Source organism: Jeotgalibaca ciconiae (assembly GCF_003955755.1).
GTDB classification, from domain to species: domain Bacteria; phylum Bacillota; class Bacilli; order Lactobacillales; family Aerococcaceae; genus Jeotgalibaca; species Jeotgalibaca ciconiae.
Genome location: NZ_CP034465.1, coordinates 1 through 20,073 on the forward strand (window position 1 = coordinate 1; position 20,073 = coordinate 20,073).

Genomic DNA, 20,073 nt, shown 5'->3' on the forward strand with positions numbered 1-20,073 from the left:
TGCTTGTGCCCCTTCTCCAATACCAGTTGCCTCTACAATAATTTCTTCTCCTTTTGAAGCAAAATACTCGGATACTTTTTTCGCTAATAAAGACGAACTCATTCCTCCAGCACAAATAATCAAACCTTTTTTCACACTAAATCCTCCATTAATTTGCTTTTATCTCTATAAGATTTATTACATTGTAAGCATAATGTAAAACGCTCGCATTGTTAATAGATATATTTTCCGTATCGATACGGAAAATATTAAATCGGACAGAGTCAATGTAAGTTGAATATTTATAAAGTTGACAATAGATAAGAATATGGTCATTAGCGTTCCGACATCCATACTAATGATTATTTCGCTTATCGTCAAATAATCTTCATTTCGAAATATTTAATGGATTATTAAACTCTTAAAAACGGCAAAAATAAAGACTTCAAAAACGTATTCGTCTTTGAAGTCTCTGACTTTATTATGCTTTATATTTTTTACTTAAACTCACAGCTGCTAATAACTTAACGCTCTTGAAGAATTTATTTTTACAGTTAAACCAAGTTCATGAATTGGTCGGCCATCACGATCGTAGATGAAGCTTCTAGCTTTTTTGCTATCTGCCATTGCTAATATTAACCGATCGCGAAATGGTTCAGCTAGTTCATCAAACAAGAAAGAGTCTTCATCCAAAAGATATTTAGAGCGCAGGGAATTAATTTCCCCAGATTTTTTCAATCGATAGCTCCTAGTTGGTAGAGTTCCATCAATGGTTCTTTTTTCGATTCGATATACATACCTTTCATCACCATAAATGATTTCTAAAGCACCGGTATTCGTCCGAATATATTGTACGTTCGAATGATTTTCCTTATGCAATTCCCACCAAGCTTTAATCCCTTCGATTGCTTCTTCTTCGCTTTATAGCTACCGTGTTCTTTTCTAACTCTTCCAAACCGACTTTGCCAATAATTGGTATAAACTGTTTGCACCATACCATCACTCCTTCTTTTGGATTTGTTTTTCTATCACTAATGTAACAAAAACAGAAAGCGATTACAACAAATGAATACGTTAAGCGACATCAATTACTCAGAACATTCAGTTCATACAAATAAGTGATGTCGTCATTGCTTATATACTACTTACTATCGCTACTTACTGCACCAAGCAATGTAAAGAAAAAGAAAAAACAATCCAATTGTGATAATATGGCCTACACCAGCAATTCCAGCAAGCGCTGGTAGCGCTCCATAATCTAAAACGGTCAAGCTACCGCGAATGAGCATCATTAGTATCGTATACCTAAACCGATATTATAAAAAAGATAAAATTTCCGATAGTTTTTTTGTTGACTAATTTTAAAGTCTTTTCCAATAATAATACAAATAAGAAGAAAAACATACCCAGAATTAAAGTATGCGTGTGCAATACACTCAATTGTGTTTTCCTGTAAAGTTATTAAACTTAGTGAATTCTCGATAAAAGACCAGAAACTAATCCAAAAATCATGTAAAACATACTTGTGCGTACTAATCTATTCATTTAAAAGTTCCTCCAAATATTATTTCCATTCATAATCAAGTATTACTTTATTCCTTTCGTCAACCAGTGACTTTTGAAACGAAAATCTTTTACCAGCTCTTCTTTGCTCCAATCATTCGCTATATAATCCTTTAATGATCCCATAACAACAGACATTACGAAATATAAAAAGCTAACTGCCTCTTCATAACTCTCCATCTTAAATTTGTTCAATTCAAGTAGGTCCATCCATTGTTTCATCATAAACGATTCAGCGGGGAAGTCCTTTCGGCGATAAGTCACTAAATCCGTTTCTTGTGTAAGAAACTGGATTCCTCTCCAATAATCACTATTATGATCTAGATTGCTACACCAAAATAAATATTTTTCAATTCCCCAAAAAAGTCATTTTTTTCTCATCAATAAACTTTAAAATATCGACATGGATAATCGTTGAATATTTTCTGGTCATATATGTATAAGCATCCTCTAAATCTCGGAAGTATTTATAAAATGCGCCTCTCGACATATGCATCGCTTCAACAATTTCCGATACCTTCACTTGACTGGCATGACGATTATAAAACTTTTCAAGCAGAATCATTTCTAATTTTACTTTCTTTTCATCTGATAAGTTTAAAAATGTTTCGTTAGGCATACTTTTCTCCTTTTTAGATATTTTTTTGCCTTTTCTTCAATTAATTGTCCATCTTCCATCCGATAAACACGGTCACTCCATTCAATCATGCGAGAATCATGCGTTACCATGATCGTTGCCTTTTGTTTCTCATGAGCTTCTTTTACTAATAACTTTACCACTTCATAAGCATGATCTGTATCTAAACTAGCTGTCGGTTCTGCTAGATTAAACTAGGATCATTAAATAAGGCTCTTCCGATCGCTACCCGTTGACGTTCTCCACCAGATAAATCACGAGATACTTATCCTTCAAATCAAAAATATCTAAAGAGCTCAAAATGTGATTGATACGGTCATCTTCATTTTTCTTTTTTTCTACTTTATCAACTAAATAAAACTGTTCCTTTACTTTTAAAAAAGGAATTAAATTGGAACTTTGAAGAATAAAACCAATTTCCTTAAAACGAAGCTTCGATCGTTTCTTTTCTGACAAATTAGAAAAATTAATATCGTTAATAATAATCTGGCCGGAAGATGGATTTTTAGTCCACCAGAAATCGTCAGAAAGGTACTCTTCCCTGATCCTGATGGGCCAATGATACTAATAAATTCCCCTTGCCTTACTTAAAGTCAATTCCTTTTAAAGCCGTCACTCCTGTACGACCTTCACCAAATTTTTTTTTTTTACAATATTTTTCATTACTAATACGTCTTTCATACCTTACCCTCCTATCGCTGTTATTGGATCAACTTTTGTTACAGTGTGTACAGAGAACAAACCACCCAAAACTGCTACTAAAATTAGTATGCCACTATAGATAAACCATTGGTCGAACATGATAGCAAAAGGCATTGCTTCGGGCAAAATGAAACTTGTTAAATAAGCAAGTACAAAAGCAGCAGCTACTCCTATTAATCCGACCATGAGCGATTGACCGACAATTGATTTCGCTATAAAAGTATTACTAATTCCTTGAGCTTTCATCACACCAAAGATATTCGTTTTTTGTAAGGTAATGACATAAAAAATGCCGACAACCGCTGCAACTACAAAAAACAGAAAATAAACCATTGCATCTAATGTAAGATTTTGTGCAGAATAACCAGGTATGCTTTCAATAAAGTCATCTTTGGAAAGCTTTTCTAATTTTGTCTTTCCGTCATTATTGATTGTTCCTTGATTTGTTTTTACAGCGATAATATTAATCGGTTGCTCTTCCTCTGAGGTAAAGGGTTGATCACCGAATTTTAAAATGCTCCACGTATCCAACGAAGTATAAATGACCGGTGTAACGGTATAAAAAGTCTCAGGGAAAATACCTACAATTGTTAGTACTTCATCTGAATTACCTATTTTAACTTCGTCTCCAATCTTATAACCTTTTTCTGCTAGATTTTGAGAAATAATAATATCATTCATTCTCCGAAAAGACGTTCCTTCTGTTACTTTCGGCAATATAAACGCATCTTCATTTGTACCGAATACAGAAATATTTATTTTATTTTCTTCATCGTCAATGGCTCCACTGTATAAACCAATCGGCGCGGTTTCTGAATTATCTATACGAAAGATGTCATTTCTCGTCAGCTGAGAAGCAGCAAACGTTTTATTAGCATCTTCTGATAGAATAATTTCTTGTGCATCCCAGTCATCAATCGCTTTTTTAAATTCTTCTGCAAGCCCTCTTGCTAAACCTGAAAGCATAAAGACAACATAAGCGATTAATAACATAATTCCAATAATTAAACCATAACGCAACTTTGAATAGCGCATTTCCTTTATTGCTAAAAACATATATATGAACCCTCCTACATCTTTATTTGAACAGATTTTCCTTAGTGACAAAATGTCACTAGAGATTAGAATACACCAAAAATGACACTTTGTCACTAATAAACATTTAAAAAATATCATCTCATTCATATCTAAAAAGTAGTACTTCTTGAAGATACAGCATGTTCTCTGCAATTTTTCTCTAGGTATTATATGATTAAGGCAAGACAATAAAACATGAGGAGCGATAATATGCAACTAACAGTATATTTAGCAGGTCAAATTCATGATAACTGGCGCAAAAAATTAGAGCAAACAGTAAAGGAAAAGAATTTGCCTTATCAATTTGTAGCACCCCAAACCAATCACAGCTTATCCGATGCCATTGGTGAGGAGATTTTAGGCGAACAACCGACTAAGTTTTTCAAAGATGATGCGGCAAGTAATATCAATAATTTCAGAACACAAGTGCTTATGCAAAAAGCAGATATTGTGATTGCCCTATTTGGCGAAGATTATCGCCAGTGGAATACCGCAATGGATGCAACTTCCGCCATTCATTTGAATAAACCACTCATTATAGTGCGGCCTGAATCATTAATTCATCCGCTAAAGGAATTATCTAATAAGCGAATGTAACCGTGAATACGATTGAACAAGCTGTGCAAGTATTGGAATACGTATTCCAATAAAAAAATTAAAAAGCTGAGACTCTTTGGAAAACAAGAGTTTCAGCTTTTATTGTTGTAGGACTTCTAATAAAGTTAAATTCCTTCAAGCAGTTCAGTTTCAAATTCTTCTTTTTCATTACCTGTTTGAATTCACTAATTGCTTCTTGACTTGTTATCAAAAGTTGTTCCAGCAATTCTTCAATGTCATTTGTCGTCGATCGCAGCATTGACAACTCAATCACTAATGGTAAGTTTATTCCACCTATCACTCGAAAATCCACTTCTTTTTCAAGAATAGTAACAGCTGTTTTGAAAGGAGTACCTCCCACTAAATCAGCGAGAACAATAACAGATTTATATTCTTTTTTCATTGCCAGTACTGTATCTTTTAATTTAGATTCAACATATCAGTCGACTCATTTTTAAAAAAAGGAACGAATTTAACTCCCTCTTGTTTCCCTGCAATCATTTCTAATGCATCATTGATTCCAAGGGAAAACTCACCATGTCCTGTTATCAAATACCAATCATTTTATAGCCTCCTGTAAATATTAATAGTTAATATAAATTGAAAAGGCTCCCCACAATCGATTACAGGAACCCTTTATCCGTACTATCATTTATATTAAAACGCCTACATAAGATAAAGTAATTCCAAGCACAATAAGCAATGCTAATAATTTATAAACATTCCAATTACGTTTCTTAATCAAGTAATAAACTAAGATTGTAATAACAGCAGGAAGCAATTTTGGCAAATTTGATCAAGTACCGTTTGCAGTGAAACGATTTGTTCCTGACCGTCAATTGTTGTTGCATATTGCAACCCACATTCGCTTTAACAAAGTTTACAGCCAGGCCAGAAATAACAGTAACCCTATAATGTTTGCTGCTCGAGACACCTGATTGATTTTCTTGGCTTAAAGTTTCAATGGCGCTAGTTCCCATCTTGTATCCAAACCAACCCAAACCTAGTTTAATAGCCAAGTTCACACCAATCATCGTTACTAAAAACATTATTGGAGCGCCTGTTACTCCCGGCCATAGCCATACTTGCAAAATAGTAGAGAACAAAGGTGCTATACCAAACTGAGAAATCGCATCTCCAATCCCCGCTAAAGGACCCATTAATGCCATTTTGATACTTCGAATCTTATCTACATCTTCTCCATAATCTAACATAGCTAACTGTAAACTAGAAACAAACGGTACCGTTTGTGGTTAACATTATAAAATTCAATATTATCTTTAGTAGCTTTCTTCAGCCCCTCGGGTCGTCTTTATAAATTTTTTTCAATCTGGAACAGAATATTCGCATAACCGGTTCCTTGATATTTGTATAGTTAAACCATTTTGGTAAAAAATAAGAACGAAACGTTGAAATAACATAGTCTTTTTTGTTAATTTCCTTTATTAGATTCCATATTGATCTCCTCACTGAAGCTATTGTTTGCGTCATAGCCAACTCTTCATTTTTCTCTTGTTGGAAATAATCAATTAAAGCAAATACTGCTCCTAACAGTCGATAGCCATTACTGGAAGCTCTAAATATGCCAATAGCGATAAACCTAAAAGGATGTAAGGAATAACATCTCGACTTATCATTACAGATAAGATCATCGCAAATCCGATTGCAGGCAGTAACCCTCCCGCTACTGTCAACCAGCGATTAATGACTGAGGAATAAGTTCAACGAATGTACGTAAAGGTTCCATAGCCAATGCTGATATCAAAGCGATAATAAATCCTGCTATAAAGAAACCAAGAACGGTTACATTTGCATGGAATTTTAAACAATTTATAATTTCCTTTGTCAATCGCACGTCTGGCAGCTTCTGGTGAAGCACAAACAATGTATAAATAAATGTCTGCATTAACTGGAATAAGACAGCAAAGGGATAAATAATGCTAAAGCACTTTCAGGAGTAATTCCTTGATTCTTCAAAGTGATTGCCATAATCGTACCTACAATCCCCGGTCCCAATGGATTGGAGGCACAGTCCCACCTGCTCCAACCCCAAATCCATAAACGCAAGTTCACCAATTGCTCCCATCATTAACCCAGTCTTTACATCTCCTAAAATAAGTCCAACAAAAAATGAAAGCACGATTACACGGTTAGTAAAAAGACCTAATAAACACCAGCAAAACACAATCCTGATACCAAAGCTAATAATAATGCTTGGAGTAAAGTAATTTCCATTGTTTTCACCTCATATTTCTATTTTGTAATATAATCCATTAACTTGTTTAAAGAATCTACATCTGGTGCCATAGGAGAAGTTCGTGTATCAAAGGTTACATTATATTTTTCATGCAATTCTTTTAAAGCTTGTTTATCTTCTTCCCCTAAATAAATATAATTTGATATTTTATGTTTCCCTTCTGCACTATGAATATTCCCAACATTTATATTCGTTATTGGAACACCGCCTTTGACTAACCACAAAGCATCTTGCGGATTTTTAACTACTAAAAAGATATGTTGCGTTGGTGCAGCACGATGAATAATTTCTATTGTCTTTCATTGTAAAAAATCGCATCCCAACATTTTTGGCAACAGATTTCATAAGCGTTTGTTGAAGTGGATCACTAGCAGTATCATCATTGGCAACAACAATAAATTCACCCCAAGTGATCGAATCCATAATTGGCCTTGCCCGTGTATGAGACGTTCATCAATTCTAACTAATTTTAAATCTGGTTGTATCATAATTTTTCCTCCTAAGTTTTACCAATACATTTTCCAATCTTTTTAAATCTAACTAATGATTCCAAGTAGAAATAATCACCCCAAATATTACCTTCATCTACTCCTTTTCCTGAATGCCATGAATAAACACCAGAATTATCAGTGCTGTTACTCCCTCCGTTTTTTGATCGGTGTAGTTATCGATTAAACTTTCTAACATGGCATGTTGTGAATATTTGTAGACGAGTTATATTTGTTTGTCTCAGGTATAAATTTATCCATTAAGTTCAAACCACATACAGCAATCGCTGCTGCTGAGGTATCACGCGATTGGTCAGAGCCATCTGAAAAAATCAAATCCCAATAACTGATAAAATCTTCTGGTAGACGATTTAAATAATAATTTGTTACAGACTCAAACAACTCAATATTCTCTGGATCTTCATTATAATAATGGTTTAAAGCGATTCCATAAATTAACCAGCTTTGACCGCGAGCCCAGCTAGAATCATCAGAATAACCTTGACGCGTTTTACCTTCTATTGGTTCCCCTGTTTCTGGATCAAAGTAGTAGGTGTGAAAAGCAGATGCGTCTTCACGTATCGCATTTTCAATAGTAGAACGATAGTGTTTTTCTGCTACCTCTCGGTAAGAACCATCTTCTGTCACATCCGTTGCCCAGTATAGTAAAGGTATATTTAACAAGCAATCTACTATTAATCGGTAATTATCTTTTGCTCCTAATTCTCCCCAAGCTTGAATAAACTCCCCTTTTTCTTGATAACGTGTCATTAATTTATCAGCTGCAAGCATTGCGGCTTCTTTTGCTTTTTCATTACCAGTTAGTTTATATGCGCTTACACATGATGGAATGTAAAGAAATCCTAGGTCATGATGGTCCAATTCGACATCATTTACAACACGGTTATAAAAATCATCCACATGTTTTTCAGCTAACTTTCTATACTTATCATCACCTGTTGCTTCGTAAGCTAACCAAAGAATACCGGTCCAAAAACCGTTCGTCCATTCAATATTCTTCATCGGTTGATAGGCATTATTTTTAGTAGCTGGTCCTGGAAAAAGATTACCGAGCTTTACAATATTGTAATCGATTTTTTTAATCGCCTGAGCGATTGCCTCATCAATCTTTTTTTCTGTTAACAAACCACTCGCTATATATGCATCACTCGAAACAAGCGGTTCTAAATTTACTTTACTCATTTTTATAGTTCCTCCCTTAACGTGTTAACCCTATATCTATAATACAAAAGATTTTCTCATTTGTAAACGTATTCTTTTAAAAAAAATAAAAAATGCTGTTTTCTTAAAAGAAGACAGCTAAAAAGCCCTTGTAATAAAAGGCTTTTCTACTCATTATTTTATTTTTATCATTTGATTATCTTTATTGAATGCCGTTATTTTTCCGTAAAAATATTGATTTGCTTCTGTTTTAAAAAGTTTATCTCCTTTGATTACATCATTAAAAGGAAATAAATATCCAAAAATTCATGATTATCCAACAAGATTCTTACTCCTGAAGCATCTGGATACTTATCTGTCTTCCCATTTTGATATACCGATAATGGTTGGCACTGAATCGATTGATTCAATGTAATAACTGAAATTTCGTTTACTTGTCCATTCTCCACTTTGTTTTTATTTATCACTCGTTGATGTTGAATAAGTTCGTTATATATACTTGAGCGTTTTTGATTTTCAATTTTTAAGAGTCCGTTTCGAACAAATAATTCTCCGGTAGATAATTGTGCCTTAAATTCAATCCTATTTTCATCTCTAGGAATCACCTGACAAATTTCATTGAAGTTGTAAGTAGTCGTTAATGATGTTCCGTTGCCACGATAAGAGTCATAGATGATAACCAAAGACTGCTCTTCCAGAATAAGAAAATCTCTTGAATAATAACTTAAAAGATGCGATTCGGAGGGATGGGATATCCAAGCATTGGAAAATAAATACCCTCCCGATATACCTTCTATTTCACTAGTATTTTGAAAGATAGGCAAAGGAAGATGATCGTACCCCACGACTCTGTAATCACAGTTGATAAATCTTCCTCATCAAAAAACGTATTATGAGCTGCTATTCCTTTTAAATCTTTTCGTATAGAACTTTCTGTATAAGTATACCTTCCTCCATCAGAGATAATTTCTTCATTCTGGTAATTCAGTGTAAAACTCCCAGCAGAAGCATGGCCATGCGAACTGCCATGCAAACCATTAAATAGTGTGAAATAAACACTTTCTTTTTTAAGAGCACTAAAGCCGCTTTTTTCCCCACGAAACAAAGCGGGCAGTTCAATTTGGCTTCTCTTATGATCCGTGTACAAAGCTCCCAAAAATAATGCAGAAGAACTGCTGCCATTTTGCGGAAGAAATCCCATTTCCCGATAAATATTATATATATAGGTAAAATCTACATAATCACTATCATGTAAAGGGCTCAAATAATCATCCGAACTAGCCATATAGTAAGAAGATTTCATCGGTTGTTCCAATTTAGCTCGAAGATTAATTGGTAAAGTTCTCTTTAAACATTCAGAAACTTGTAGAATATAAGCAAGGCTTGAAATCACTTCATGATGATATAGTGGACTTTGTTCCCAGTGAACGCCATCCGAATAAAATTGAAGATCAATTTGATTTTCTAACTGCACCCATACCCAATCCATGAGACTGCTTTTTATCTTCTCAGGGAAGAATAAGTCGTATACTGCAATTCCGCTCAATGCCAAGACACCCCAGTTGCTTAAACGATACTTATCAATATAGGAGTTCTTTAAAAATTGAATATGAATCATCATTGATTCATCAATTAATTCCAACTCTTCATTTGTTAGTTTTTCTATAGGTAAATACGTGAGACTTTTCAACCAATTCATTAATCGAATACCTGAATCAATCGGTCTCCATGAATTATTATTTGATGCATTCGGAACTCCATTTTCTTTGATAAATAAGGATAGTAATTGTTTCCATTTTTTAAAGTATATTGATTTTTGAGTTAAAGCATACGTAATGGCTAAATCTACCATAAACCCTTGGCGGTTCAACATATAAGTCCATTCCACATCATCTTCTGGATAATCATTCCATTTATATTTTGAGATTGAATAGGGAATATTACAAGCTTCCATATCGAGAGCATCTGAAAAAATAATTTGATCATTCATTAAATAATCAACTCTTTCCTTTATGTTCTCAATCTCTTTTAAGTTGGATCGATAAGAATTCCTTATCCAATCTTTACTAAAAAAACATTTTTTATAATGAATAATCTGTAAAATATCCACAATAAAATCACTCCTTACATTTTTGGAAGAATTTACTTAAAGGGTTATAACGTTAAGTTTCGTTAAAAAAATAGTATTTTCTACTCTGTAGTTATTTGAATGGAATAGTAATGGGGATCAATGAAGCTCCTAGTATATTCTAATATTTCTCCATTTAAACTAGTCGTAATTTTTTGAATATCAAAAAAAACAAGGTCTTCCTCTTCTCTTGTTTGCTCCTTCAAATAATTCTCTACAATTTTCAGTTCTTTGGATGTCGGCTCGAAACGCACGATATTAACCGACATCTCGGCATGAATATTATAATTCCCAGATATTTCTTTCGTCACGCTCGCACCATGTTTAATATTTTCAATTCCTGTTTCAGGTATTTTCCTTTCTAATAAATAACGATTTTGAATCTTCCATGGTATGTCGTTGACATAGGCAACTTGAATGATTTTAATGATATTCTCTTCTCCTTGTAAATCTCCGAGTTTTTTTGCAATCTCCTTATCTTTAAATGATTCACTGATATGTGTTTCGGTACGTTCAACCACTTTCCCTTTCATGGAAGATACAGGCGAAGTTTCGCTAAATAGCACTTTACGGTTTATTAAGTTTCTACGGACAAAAGTTCCATATCCTTGACGACGAATTAAATAACCCTCGCTTACTAAGTTATTCAACGCCTTGACTACAGTGGTATTACTAACATTGTATTTCTTTTTTAAATCTGCTTCTGAATAAATTTTATCTCCTGGTAAAAAAACACCCTCATTAATCTCTTTGATAATATCTTCTTTTATCATCTGATACTTTGACACCATAGTTACTCTCCTCATCTATTTCTTTTTTTAAAAATAAAGAGTTTGATATTCATTGTCGGACTTTTCAGACTCTTGGAAATGGTTTCATAATAAATACCTAATATTATTTTACATTATTTGGAATATTTTGCTAGTTAGAATATAACAAAACATCAATGTAAAGAAAAAAACCCAGATTAACGAAATCTGAGTTTCTTCTACTTATCTTAAAAAGATCTTTAAGTCGATATTGAACGAGAAGTGAGCTTTATTATTTCATCTTAACTCCAAGAACCCATTCAGACGATAAAGTTTTCGCTCTCAATTCATCGTCAGTCCACCATCAACGGTTATGTTCTGTCCAGTAATCGCGCGTGCTGCTTCGGTTCCTAAGAATCCTACCACTTCTGCGACATCTTCTGGAGCAGTAACCTTCTGTAAAGGAGACGAATCAGCAATTAACTGAAAGACTTCAGGAGTCGTGACTTTACTTGCATCTGTTGTCTGTAAGAGCCCACCTGAAACCATATTGACTGTAATGCCCAGGGAACCTAGTTCTTTTGCCATGTTTCTAGTAAAACCTAAAAGAGCAGCTTTAGCTGTTGTATATTGATGATAAGGAACGACTGGATTTTGGAATAAGTTTGTTCCAATATTAATGATTCTTCCATATTGATTTTCTTTCATAGATGGCAATACAGCCTGAACAGTATTTAAGGAAGACTTAATCGAACCTTCAAATTGTTCCGTATAGTTTTCCCAAGTCAATTCTTCTACCTTTTTTTGGGTAACTGGATTAAATTCGAAATTTATCAATGCGTTATTAACCACCACATCAATTCTCCCAAATCTCGCAATTGCTTTTTCAACCATAGTTTTTACTTGTTTTTTATCACGGACATCAGCTCGGATCGCGATTGCTTTATCTTCCCCAATCTCTTTGACAACTTTTTTTGCTTTTTCTTCACTATTGAAATAATTGATAACAACAAAGTACCCTTTCCGCCCGAAATTCTTTGCAATTTCACTTCCTAACCCTCTGCTCGCTCCTGTTACAAGTACAACTCGATTATCTGACATTCTTCTTCCCCCTTATGATTGATTGAAAAAGTATCCATCAAACAAAAAACTCCTTACACCATAGCGGGATAAAGAGTTAGAGTTTACAAAAACACGCACGAACAAAAAGAGTTTCTGTAAATTCCACTTCCCTACGCTGGTGTTAACTAGATCAGGTTCTAAGGGTCAAGGCAGACAGCCTCTCTCAGCATAACGCACCCCTAGTGGATAACTTATTCAATTAGATTTAAAAATACCATACATAATCAGTGTGGTCAAACAAGTAAAGAATGAAGCTGCTAGTTGTTTATATTCAATTTTCAATTGTCCCATAGAAAAAAGGCTTGACCTTTTCGAATAAATACAATAAAAATACAGAAACGAATACACCCAGTAAGAATCTTATGATCCCATAAGAAGGTGTAATTGCGTCAGCATTCTCAAAACTATGATTGAATATTTCAATAGGAATCAAGTGAATGAAAAAAATCGCTTGGCTGTATCGTCCAAGCTGTCCGAACCGACTTCTTTTATATACAGAAAATAGTAAAGGAAAACCAAAAAATAGCAAGGGGCTTAAGAACATGAGAAAATTCTTGTCCCTTCCTTGATTCAAATAAATGAGCCGTCCTTCTATGCACAACAATACAAATGTAAAGAATAATCCAATAAACATCTTTTTTCTATTTGCTAGCAAGAATTCTTTCTTATCAGAAATAAAAAAACCTATTAAAACAAATATAGAACTATAAAAAAGGCCATTTCTTGTAGTCAAAAAGATAGAAAAATAAGTGTCTAAAATTTTGGAAAGTAATGGGTGTGTAATAAAAGAAGAATACGTTTCAGCGGCTCCCACTATATACAATGAGCCAAACAAAATAAAAGATTTCATATAACCGAATCTCTTTATCAGCTTCGAGACCACAAACAATGAGAATAGGAGAGCTGGAAAATACCAGAGATGATAAAAAATACCCGTATAAGTCAGTCCAAGTATGAATGCAATTGGATATAATATGAGCGGTAAGTTGATTTGCTCATTCATGAACTGAATTCCTAGAGGTAAATAAATAATAGACCAAATAAGATAGATCTTGATGACTTTTTTAAGCCACAACTTCTTCTCCTCAACTGACCTAGCTCTGTAGAAGAACGCATTGTTCACAAGAAAGAATGGTACCGCTATTCTACATAAAATGCTTTTTATCATAAAGTGGAGGCCAGATATATCAGTTACTGTTCCACAATGAATAAGCACAACCAGTAATGAACTAATAAATTGTGCAAGATATAAATAACGGTACTCGTTTTTTCTTATCATTTTTCAGCTGTCCTCCATCTCAGTATTGAAAAATGATTAAATAATCATTCACTTATTCTAGCCCTTTGGATTCCCATTCCAACATGGTGATTTTTCTCCAATGTCCACTGGTTCCGTTCCAGCTCCATCAATCACTCCAACTGCCATTGATCCCTTTATCAATATCATCCATATGAACAGATTCGGCTAATATCTTTTGTGTGTTCTGAAGTTGCTCTACTAATGGAAAGATTCATATCTCACGCATCCAAATTGCCTTCATCCATTCACTAGCCTACTAGAAAAAGTTAAATCTATCAATGAATTCTTCTAGTAAAAATGAATCAATACAAATGAAAAACGCCACTACCTATATGGTGTGACGTTATACTTATAAAAATATACTGATTTTATTATGCAAGTCCATCCCATCCTTGACTAGCCATAAAATCCAGATTCTCTTTTTGCCATCCCATTCCCATCATCTGAGCGTTCAGCATTTTTCGATTACATTTAAATTTCAATCGAGTAGGCTCTCCTACTAACTCTATAGTAATAATATACTGCAATATTCCTTTCCGGACCTTAAATGATTGAATATCAGAATATGGAATCACTGCATACTCTCCTGTCAAGCTTCCACCCATATTGAGGTCAAGCAAAAGTAGTTGGTCTCCAGCAAACACTACAATGAAATATTCCATAGCCAAAACAGACAAATTGCCATAAGCTAGCGATGCCATCAAACTCGCATCCGTATACCCATAAATATAATTATGATTGATTCTAATATCAGAATTAATTTCTTTGATGAAAGATTCTATGTTTTCTTCCCATGTCTCTGCATTCATCCATCTCTCTCCTTCTCAAATCGACCCTGTGTTATTGACCTAAAATAAATATAACGTAAAAGCGCTCGATTTAATAATGATAACTGAATTTCTATCCCTTATTATTAAATAAAAGTCCCTATCAAACAATAAAAAAAGCTAGAATCCTTTTAGTTAAGAATTCTAGCTTTTCGATTGATTATTTTGTCAAATCTATTTTTTTGCTTATCCCATACATAATGAGTCCTCCGATTGCCATAGAAAAGAGCTCTCCCAAACCAACACTAATCCAGGTAATAAAAAATGGTAAATCATTGACGATGGCTAGTTGGCCTGCAACGGTAAACATTGAAAAGGCAAATATAAATGCTGTTAGCACGAACTTTATCGGTGTACTTTTAATATTTTTCGTAATAGATAGTGTGATCTTCAATACTAAAAAGGTCGAGATACTGCCTACTAATACATCAATGATTCCTAGTGGCGAGTTCATATTCGCAATTGCTACGCCAAGAGTTACTGCCCAAATATATCTTTTATTAAATAAAGGCATATAATTGAACATTTCTGACAAACGAAGTTGAACACTTCCGAAACTAATGACAGATAATGCAGTGGTAATAACAATGTAAAGAGCCGTAATCAATGCTACTTTCGTTAGTTCAGTTGCACGAATCTTCGCAACCATCTTTTTTTCGCTTTTTAACATAATAATCTCCTTTGCAAGGTTCTACCTTGGTAATAACTACGGCCAAAGGATGGGACATACTGCCCTACGAAGTGCCGTAGTGTGGCTATGCCACTATTTTATTTTCTTATTTAATAATCCAACCGCCATCGATTGGAATAATATCTCCTTGAAGATAACTTGCTTGTTGACTTGCTAAAAATAAGGTGAGAGAAGCTACTTCTTCTGGCTTTGCCCAACGCTTAGCTGGTGTTTCTTCGGCCACTTTCTTTGCTATGGCACCGTCGCCTGCAAAATCTGCCGCATTCATCGGCGTATCAATTGCTCCTGGCGCAATCCCATTCACTCGAATTCCTTTGTCCGCATAATCAAGAGCTAATTGTTTAATAAAACCAACAATCGCATGCTTACTCATGGTATAACCGATGCCACCACCGCCAGCCACCATGCCCGCTATGGAGGTCATGGGGATTACCACACCACTTTTATTTGCTAACATTTGTGGCAGGACTATTTTTGTAAGTATGAAAAAGCTTTTTACATTGACTTCAAAGATTTTGTCAAACAATTCTTCCGATGTTTCCAGCAATGGGCGATAGCCGTCTAAAATCCCTGCCGTATTCAGCAAGATATTAATCGTGCCGAACGCTTGGTTACACTGCTCAACTGCGTGGATTAAGTCCTCTTGCCTACGAACATCCCCAACCATATAACCAAAACTTTCTGGAAAATTCATTTTTAAGTCCAGTAAACTTCCAAGCTGACGATCAAAGGCAAATACCTTCGCTCCTTGTTCCAAAAAAGCAGTTGCTTGCGCAGCTCCAATTCCTGAAGCTGCTCCTGTCACAAAGACAACCTGCTCATGGAATTCTGAATAAATAATTGTCTTCATTATTTAACAATTTTCCAATCATCCGCCAGAATATCACACACTGCCGGCGCAAAGCTAGAAAATCCTTCGTCACTTGTCTTGATTAATAAATAAGGTGTGACAGGAATTCCTTCGAACGTATCGTTACTTACTAAAATAACAAACTCTTCCGTTCCACTCCAACCGTTGCGAATAATTTTTTCACCATTTTTCAACTTTGGTAAAACTTCTTCAAACGTCATAAAATCCCTCTTTTCTATTGATTATATTTTCCACATAAGTGTTCTAGTCAACAAAATGTATTATAACATTCTTCAAGGGAAAATTTGAACTTCTTAACATAATTATCAGCCATTAAAGAAAAGATTCCATTCAAAAATTGAATGGATGGGTTAGATAAACCCTAATAGTTGCCAAGTATCCGATATAAATTATATGATAAATAGAAATAAGCTTTGGGATTCAATATGCGTTATATGCGAATGAAAGGAGAAAAATAGTGATGGAATATCCGTTACATCTCATGAATGAAGTAAAAGAAAAAACAAAATCATTTCAACTGGAAGGTTTCCTAGCGGGAAAAGGTCCTAGAAATGCAATTGCGATGTTGGTGGGTGAAGCTCCTGGCCGCACAGAACTCGTAACCAAAGTTCCTTTTAGCGGACAGGCTGGAAAAGAGCTTGACGCAGAACTCGATAAGGCAAATCTTAGCCGAAACGATCTCTATATTACCAGTGCTGTTAGAAGTCGACCGTTTCGGATCAAAACAAGAATAGACAAAAATGGTTCGATCATAACCAGCCATCCAAACCGTACGCCTACTAATGGTGAAGTAATGGCATTTGCTCCATTATTAGATTTTGAAATTCAAGAAATCCAACCAAAAATCATTGCTCCAATGGGAAACATTGCATTAAAACGGCTGTTGGGCAATCAATACAGAATCTCTGCTTATCATGGACAAATTCTGAATCTGCCAATTTTTGAAATTTCAGAAGATCGTGCACGCTATGAAAAGACAAAAGAAAGTTACACCATTCTCCCTATTTATCATCCAGCAGCGATTCTTTATAACCGGACTTTAAAAGAAGTGATTGCAGCAGATTGGAGTCATTTGGTTGAAATGATTAAAAAAGAAAGCAGTGAGTAATTTTTAATAAAAAAGCAGGCCACTTTATTTTTATAGCTACTAAGAATCATTATGTTTCTCTTGAAAGCCCCGTGTAAAGAATATTTTTACCTCTGCAATAGCCGTCTATAAAATTTAAGATATTTTCGGTATAACAAAGCTATAAAGAAAAACGAATGCCCTGCTGCTATTTTCATTAGCAGTGGACATTCGTTTTTTACGATTTATAGGCATTATACCAATGATAGGGTTGTAGTTCTTTTAATGCTTTAAATTCTAGGTTATTATTTGAATTTGTTACTGCCGCTTTTACATTTTCACCCCAGTAAAACAACCTTTCTTGACATACACCACAAGGACTTAAAATGACATATTCAGCATTCTCATCTTCTCGTACCACACAAATCGTATGTGTCACTTCCGTATTTAATTTATGCGCTTCGAGAATCGCACCTGTTTCAATGCACAGTTCTGTAGAAGCAACCAGAACGTCTGGTGCTACACTAGTTAAGATTTCTCCATTTTTCGTATACATAGCCGCAGCACTACCCCAACCCGTGGGATATCTTTTTTCTATCAAATCAATTGCTGCTTGATAAAGTTTTTGTTCGATATTCAAGTTCAGAGCTCCTTTTGCATTTTTTAAGCTGAGAATTTTTTAAAATTAATAACCCTAGAGAGAATCTTTTCCATCAGTATTACTGTCATACAATACTGCATCAATTGATAATTCATCATAAGCTAGATCATAAATATCTAAAAGCTGTTTAATGTAACTCATCTTTCTCCAGTTCGACATAGAAAAATAAACATATATCCCTGGCACTACTTCTTTATAATTAGCATTCGAAGTACTAGAAAATATTCCCTCTACGCCAGATTTTATTGAAGAGTTTAATCTTGTCATTTCTATGAGTGGGTTAGAATTAATCTCCGCTAAATGCTTAATCACATCTATAAAGAAATCTTTCCAAGTCTCTACCGGATGATATTCATCATTCAAAAAACTATACCCTTTTATCTGGTAATTTGTAAATTTTTGTTCTCCATCAAAGATAATCATTGATCTTTCATGAACTGAAGGTTTAAATGCTGGATTAGGATAAGGCCAAATTTTTAGAGAGGTCTGAATTAACTCATTGGTTCTTTCATTTATTTCTGTTTCTCCCCAGGTTTCTGCACGTGCAGGAATTTTATTTAAATTAACAAAATGACTTTCTTTAAATCCCTTCTCCATGTTTTGCTTGTCTTTAAATGGTCTGTTACTATATTTACTATTATAAGCAGTTATAGTTAAATTTCCCAGAGTGTTTAGATAGTTGGTCTGAATTTTCTTATAGTCTGGTCCTAAATCTTCAATCCATTGTCTGCTTAATTTTTGTGGCAGAATATGTTCAATACTATACTCTTGATTTTGAATACCTTCGTAAATTTGTAAAGACTCGAAATGATCATAGTTTTCCAGCCTTTCAAAAAGGTATGTTCGAAACTGTGAGTTTATATTGTACAAATCTCTTGAAGAAAGGTTCTCAATAAGTTCATTATCTGTAGGGAACTTACCGGTATTTATTTTTGTGAGGAGAAGATAACTAATTACTTCAGAAGGTGTAGCTAAAGCTTCATCTTCTTTCTCAAGTATCTTTTTCATATCTCTATACAATACAGAGATAATTTTATTCAATGAATTTGATGGTAGTTTAGTAATCATTCTTCTAGCAATATAAGATTCTAATATATTGAAAATCTTTGCTACTTCTTTTCCATTCAATTGGTGTTGGTTGTAATCATGTAAGATGGCCATTAAGAAAGGCCTTATAACTGTAACCTGTAAATGGTTGAGTCGTTTTAGAATATCATCAATCTCTTTATTATCCGTTACTGATCCTAAAATCTGTTGATACGCATATGAGTAGTCTGAAAGTTCATCAAAAAAGCTTCGTTTGTCTGAGCACTTACTTTGATAAAAATAAACAAAGGTTTCATATACTTTAGAAAGATTAGGATATTTACCATTTTTTAATGTCAAATAATCTCTAAAAAATGAACTAAGTTGAAAGTTAGTACGATTCTCTATCGGCTCCCAGTAATTTTCAAATAAAAAAAGCTGTTCTTTCTGACTTTCATTCATCAACAAAAAATTACGAATCTTATCAGCATCAGTTAAGTCTACACCTGTAGAATTTAGACTTTCAAAAATAAGCTGAGGATTATCATCCGGAGAATTCAAATTCACAACCATTACTTGTAACTTTTGAATGGAATTCATAAGTTGATCAAGAGATATTGGAAGGTTAGTAATTGCAGTATAAAAATATTCATAGTTCAAAGTTAGGTTAGAATTATTAATATGAAATTTTCCGTCCCCAAACAGCCTTTTATACGCATTATAGTCTCTAGGATTTGAACGTAACTTAAACTTATCAACTTCCCTACTAAAGCTATCTTCTAAAAATGCATCATTAATATTATTTGGATTGATTCTCTCACCAGTAGTTTCATTGTCAGTCATCCAATTTTTCATTGCTAGTAACAATAATGAAGTTGTAGTAATACGCTGTTGGCCATCAATAACGATAATGTCTTGTGAATAATCGCCTGGCTTTACAACGATACTTCCAAAAAAATGAGTTTTTTTGTCTTCATTTTCTAGGTTAATTAAATCATTTAATAATCTTTCACAGTTTTCTTTTTTCCAGTCATAATTTCTTTGATAGACAGGAATAATAAATTTTGTTCCACCTCTTAAGTACTCTAATAAATAGCGAACATTTCCTTCCATGGTTGCCTTCCTTATCTTTTCTATATATTCTTTTACC

At 34.1% G+C, this 20,073-nt stretch carries 20 protein-coding genes, 7 pseudogenes and 1 riboswitch; of the genes and pseudogenes, 2 read left to right on the top strand and 25 right to left on the bottom strand.

What is annotated here, in order from left to right:
• Nucleotides 1-6: 6 nt before the first annotated feature.
• The 7 genes and pseudogenes from celA to EJN90_RS00030 all read right to left on the bottom strand — a co-directional run.
• A pseudogene (celA, locus tag EJN90_RS13960) lies at nucleotides 7-135 on the bottom strand (PTS cellobiose transporter subunit IIB); the annotation flags it as partial.
• 360 nt (nucleotides 136-495) lie between these two features.
• A complete protein-coding gene (locus EJN90_RS00010; protein ID WP_322348863.1) occupies nucleotides 496-858 on the bottom strand; it encodes a hypothetical protein in 363 nt (120 codons plus the stop codon).
• A gap of 275 nt (nucleotides 859-1,133) precedes the next feature.
• Complete coding sequence (locus EJN90_RS14075) at nucleotides 1,134-1,271, bottom strand: hypothetical protein (protein WP_265415836.1); 138 nt, start codon at nucleotides 1,269-1,271, stop codon at nucleotides 1,134-1,136.
• Nucleotides 1,271-1,369, bottom strand: coding sequence for a hypothetical protein (locus tag EJN90_RS14080; protein ID WP_407657546.1), 99 nt, complete (start codon nucleotides 1,367-1,369; stop codon nucleotides 1,271-1,273). Before EJN90_RS14080 ends, EJN90_RS14075 begins: the two co-directional genes overlap by 1 nt.
• A gap of 197 nt (nucleotides 1,370-1,566) precedes the next feature.
• Nucleotides 1,567-2,161 (bottom strand): annotated as a pseudogene (locus EJN90_RS00020) (TetR/AcrR family transcriptional regulator).
• Nucleotides 2,140-2,860, bottom strand: a pseudogene (locus EJN90_RS00025) (ABC transporter ATP-binding protein). Before EJN90_RS00025 ends, EJN90_RS00020 begins: the two co-directional pseudogenes overlap by 22 nt.
• A 3-nt stretch (nucleotides 2,861-2,863) precedes the next feature.
• Nucleotides 2,864-3,937, bottom strand: coding sequence for an ABC transporter permease (locus tag EJN90_RS00030; RefSeq protein WP_126108286.1), 1,074 nt, complete (start codon nucleotides 3,935-3,937; stop codon nucleotides 2,864-2,866).
• A gap of 231 nt (nucleotides 3,938-4,168) precedes the next feature.
• Between EJN90_RS00030 and EJN90_RS00035 the strand changes: the two genes are divergently transcribed.
• Nucleotides 4,169-4,555, top strand: a complete 387-nt coding sequence (locus tag EJN90_RS00035) for a YtoQ family protein (RefSeq protein ID WP_227872529.1) — start codon at nucleotides 4,169-4,171, stop codon at nucleotides 4,553-4,555.
• Between the two features lie 58 nt (nucleotides 4,556-4,613).
• On the opposite strand, the pseudogene EJN90_RS00040 reads toward EJN90_RS00035, so the two are convergent.
• The 16 genes and pseudogenes from EJN90_RS00040 to EJN90_RS00110 form a co-directional block, all read right to left on the bottom strand.
• A pseudogene (locus EJN90_RS00040) lies at nucleotides 4,614-4,970 on the bottom strand (PTS sugar transporter subunit IIA); the annotation flags it as partial.
• A gap of 5 nt (nucleotides 4,971-4,975) precedes the next feature.
• Nucleotides 4,976-5,107: a PTS sugar transporter subunit IIA domain-containing protein gene (locus EJN90_RS14150; RefSeq protein ID WP_126108288.1), complete on the bottom strand. Its 132-nt coding sequence runs from the start codon at nucleotides 5,105-5,107 to the stop codon at nucleotides 4,976-4,978.
• A gap of 100 nt (nucleotides 5,108-5,207) precedes the next feature.
• Nucleotides 5,208-5,345, bottom strand: coding sequence for a PTS system mannose/fructose/sorbose family transporter subunit IID (locus EJN90_RS14085; RefSeq protein WP_322348864.1), 138 nt, complete (start codon nucleotides 5,343-5,345; stop codon nucleotides 5,208-5,210).
• The gene (locus EJN90_RS00050; protein WP_265415838.1) at nucleotides 5,293-5,769 is read right to left on the bottom strand and encodes a PTS system mannose/fructose/sorbose family transporter subunit IID; all 477 of its coding nucleotides are present in this window, start codon (nucleotides 5,767-5,769) and stop codon (nucleotides 5,293-5,295) included. Before EJN90_RS00050 ends, EJN90_RS14085 begins: the two co-directional genes overlap by 53 nt.
• Nucleotides 5,770-6,037: 268 nt before the next feature.
• A pseudogene (locus tag EJN90_RS13955) lies at nucleotides 6,038-6,790 on the bottom strand (PTS sugar transporter subunit IIC); the annotation flags it as partial.
• An 18-nt stretch (nucleotides 6,791-6,808) separates the two neighbouring features.
• Nucleotides 6,809-7,300: pseudogene (locus EJN90_RS00060) on the bottom strand (PTS sugar transporter subunit IIB).
• Between the two features lie 18 nt (nucleotides 7,301-7,318).
• A pseudogene (locus EJN90_RS00065) lies at nucleotides 7,319-8,503 on the bottom strand (glycoside hydrolase family 88 protein).
• Nucleotides 8,504-8,754: 251 nt separating this feature from the next.
• Nucleotides 8,755-9,165, bottom strand: coding sequence for a hypothetical protein (locus EJN90_RS00070; protein WP_126108289.1), 411 nt, complete (start codon nucleotides 9,163-9,165; stop codon nucleotides 8,755-8,757).
• A gap of 110 nt (nucleotides 9,166-9,275) precedes the next feature.
• Nucleotides 9,276-10,592 (bottom strand): heparinase II/III family protein, encoded by a 1,317-nt coding sequence (locus EJN90_RS00075; protein WP_126108290.1) that lies wholly within the window; start codon nucleotides 10,590-10,592, stop codon nucleotides 9,276-9,278.
• An 80-nt stretch (nucleotides 10,593-10,672) separates the two neighbouring features.
• Complete coding sequence (locus EJN90_RS00080; RefSeq protein ID WP_164543947.1) at nucleotides 10,673-11,401, bottom strand: GntR family transcriptional regulator; 729 nt, start codon at nucleotides 11,399-11,401, stop codon at nucleotides 10,673-10,675.
• A gap of 300 nt (nucleotides 11,402-11,701) precedes the next feature.
• A complete protein-coding gene (locus EJN90_RS00085) occupies nucleotides 11,702-12,460 on the bottom strand; it encodes a 3-oxoacyl-ACP reductase (protein WP_126108292.1) in 759 nt (252 codons plus the stop codon).
• A gap of 111 nt (nucleotides 12,461-12,571) precedes the next feature.
• Nucleotides 12,572-12,672: riboswitch (TPP riboswitch) on the bottom strand.
• Nucleotides 12,673-12,752: 80 nt separating this feature from the next.
• Nucleotides 12,753-13,760: an acyltransferase family protein gene (locus EJN90_RS00090; protein ID WP_126108293.1), complete on the bottom strand. Its 1,008-nt coding sequence runs from the start codon at nucleotides 13,758-13,760 to the stop codon at nucleotides 12,753-12,755.
• A 392-nt stretch (nucleotides 13,761-14,152) separates the two neighbouring features.
• A complete protein-coding gene (locus EJN90_RS00095; RefSeq protein WP_126108294.1) occupies nucleotides 14,153-14,590 on the bottom strand; it encodes a hypothetical protein in 438 nt (145 codons plus the stop codon).
• A 178-nt stretch (nucleotides 14,591-14,768) separates the two neighbouring features.
• Nucleotides 14,769-15,278 carry a QueT transporter family protein gene (locus tag EJN90_RS00100; protein ID WP_126108295.1) on the bottom strand — a complete coding sequence of 170 codons (510 nt, stop codon included), beginning with the start codon at nucleotides 15,276-15,278 and terminating at the stop codon, nucleotides 14,769-14,771.
• A gap of 106 nt (nucleotides 15,279-15,384) precedes the next feature.
• Nucleotides 15,385-16,149, bottom strand: coding sequence for a 3-oxoacyl-ACP reductase (locus tag EJN90_RS00105; RefSeq protein ID WP_126108296.1), 765 nt, complete (start codon nucleotides 16,147-16,149; stop codon nucleotides 15,385-15,387).
• Nucleotides 16,149-16,370, bottom strand: coding sequence for a DUF2829 domain-containing protein (locus EJN90_RS00110; protein WP_126108297.1), 222 nt, complete (start codon nucleotides 16,368-16,370; stop codon nucleotides 16,149-16,151). Before EJN90_RS00110 ends, EJN90_RS00105 begins: the two co-directional genes overlap by 1 nt.
• Before the next feature lie 260 nt (nucleotides 16,371-16,630).
• Between EJN90_RS00110 and EJN90_RS00115 the strand changes: the two genes are divergently transcribed.
• Nucleotides 16,631-17,278, top strand: a complete 648-nt coding sequence (locus tag EJN90_RS00115) for a uracil-DNA glycosylase (RefSeq protein WP_126108298.1) — start codon at nucleotides 16,631-16,633, stop codon at nucleotides 17,276-17,278.
• Between the two features lie 196 nt (nucleotides 17,279-17,474).
• Here EJN90_RS00115 and EJN90_RS00120 read toward each other — a convergent pair whose 3' ends face one another.
• Both EJN90_RS00120 and EJN90_RS00125 read right to left on the bottom strand, forming a co-directional pair.
• Nucleotides 17,475-17,876 carry a cytidine deaminase gene (locus EJN90_RS00120; RefSeq protein ID WP_126108299.1) on the bottom strand — a complete coding sequence of 134 codons (402 nt, stop codon included), beginning with the start codon at nucleotides 17,874-17,876 and terminating at the stop codon, nucleotides 17,475-17,477.
• A 54-nt stretch (nucleotides 17,877-17,930) separates the two neighbouring features.
• A complete protein-coding gene (locus tag EJN90_RS00125; RefSeq protein ID WP_126108300.1) occupies nucleotides 17,931-20,036 on the bottom strand; it encodes a DUF262 domain-containing protein in 2,106 nt (701 codons plus the stop codon).
• Nucleotides 20,037-20,073 lie beyond the last annotated feature (37 nt).

Excerpts from the sequence above, each read along its gene's own strand:
- EJN90_RS14075 (WP_265415836.1), bottom strand. The coding sequence starts at position 1,271 with ATGATGCTCATTCGCGGTAGCTTGACCGTTTTAGATTATGGAGCGCTA.
- EJN90_RS00030 (WP_126108286.1), bottom strand. The coding sequence starts at position 3,937 with ATGTTTTTAGCAATAAAGGAAATGCGCTATTCAAAGTTGCGTTATGGT.
- EJN90_RS00035 (WP_227872529.1), top strand. The coding sequence starts at position 4,169 with ATGCAACTAACAGTATATTTAGCAGGTCAAATTCATGATAACTGGCGC.
- EJN90_RS00050 (WP_265415838.1), bottom strand. The coding sequence starts at position 5,769 with ATGTTAGATTATGGAGAAGATGTAGATAAGATTCGAAGTATCAAAATG.
- EJN90_RS00080 (WP_164543947.1), bottom strand. The coding sequence starts at position 11,401 with ATGGTGTCAAAGTATCAGATGATAAAAGAAGATATTATCAAAGAGATT.
- EJN90_RS00085 (WP_126108292.1), bottom strand. The coding sequence starts at position 12,460 with ATGTCAGATAATCGAGTTGTACTTGTAACAGGAGCGAGCAGAGGGTTA.
- EJN90_RS00090 (WP_126108293.1), bottom strand. The coding sequence starts at position 13,760 with ATGATAAGAAAAAACGAGTACCGTTATTTATATCTTGCACAATTTATT.
- EJN90_RS00095 (WP_126108294.1), bottom strand. The coding sequence starts at position 14,590 with ATGAATGCAGAGACATGGGAAGAAAACATAGAATCTTTCATCAAAGAA.
- EJN90_RS00100 (WP_126108295.1), bottom strand. The coding sequence starts at position 15,278 with ATGTTAAAAAGCGAAAAAAAGATGGTTGCGAAGATTCGTGCAACTGAA.
- EJN90_RS00105 (WP_126108296.1), bottom strand. The coding sequence starts at position 16,149 with ATGAAGACAATTATTTATTCAGAATTCCATGAGCAGGTTGTCTTTGTG.
- EJN90_RS00110 (WP_126108297.1), bottom strand. The coding sequence starts at position 16,370 with ATGACGTTTGAAGAAGTTTTACCAAAGTTGAAAAATGGTGAAAAAATT.
- EJN90_RS00115 (WP_126108298.1), top strand. The coding sequence starts at position 16,631 with ATGGAATATCCGTTACATCTCATGAATGAAGTAAAAGAAAAAACAAAA.
- EJN90_RS00125 (WP_126108300.1), bottom strand. The coding sequence starts at position 20,036 with ATGGAAGGAAATGTTCGCTATTTATTAGAGTACTTAAGAGGTGGAACA.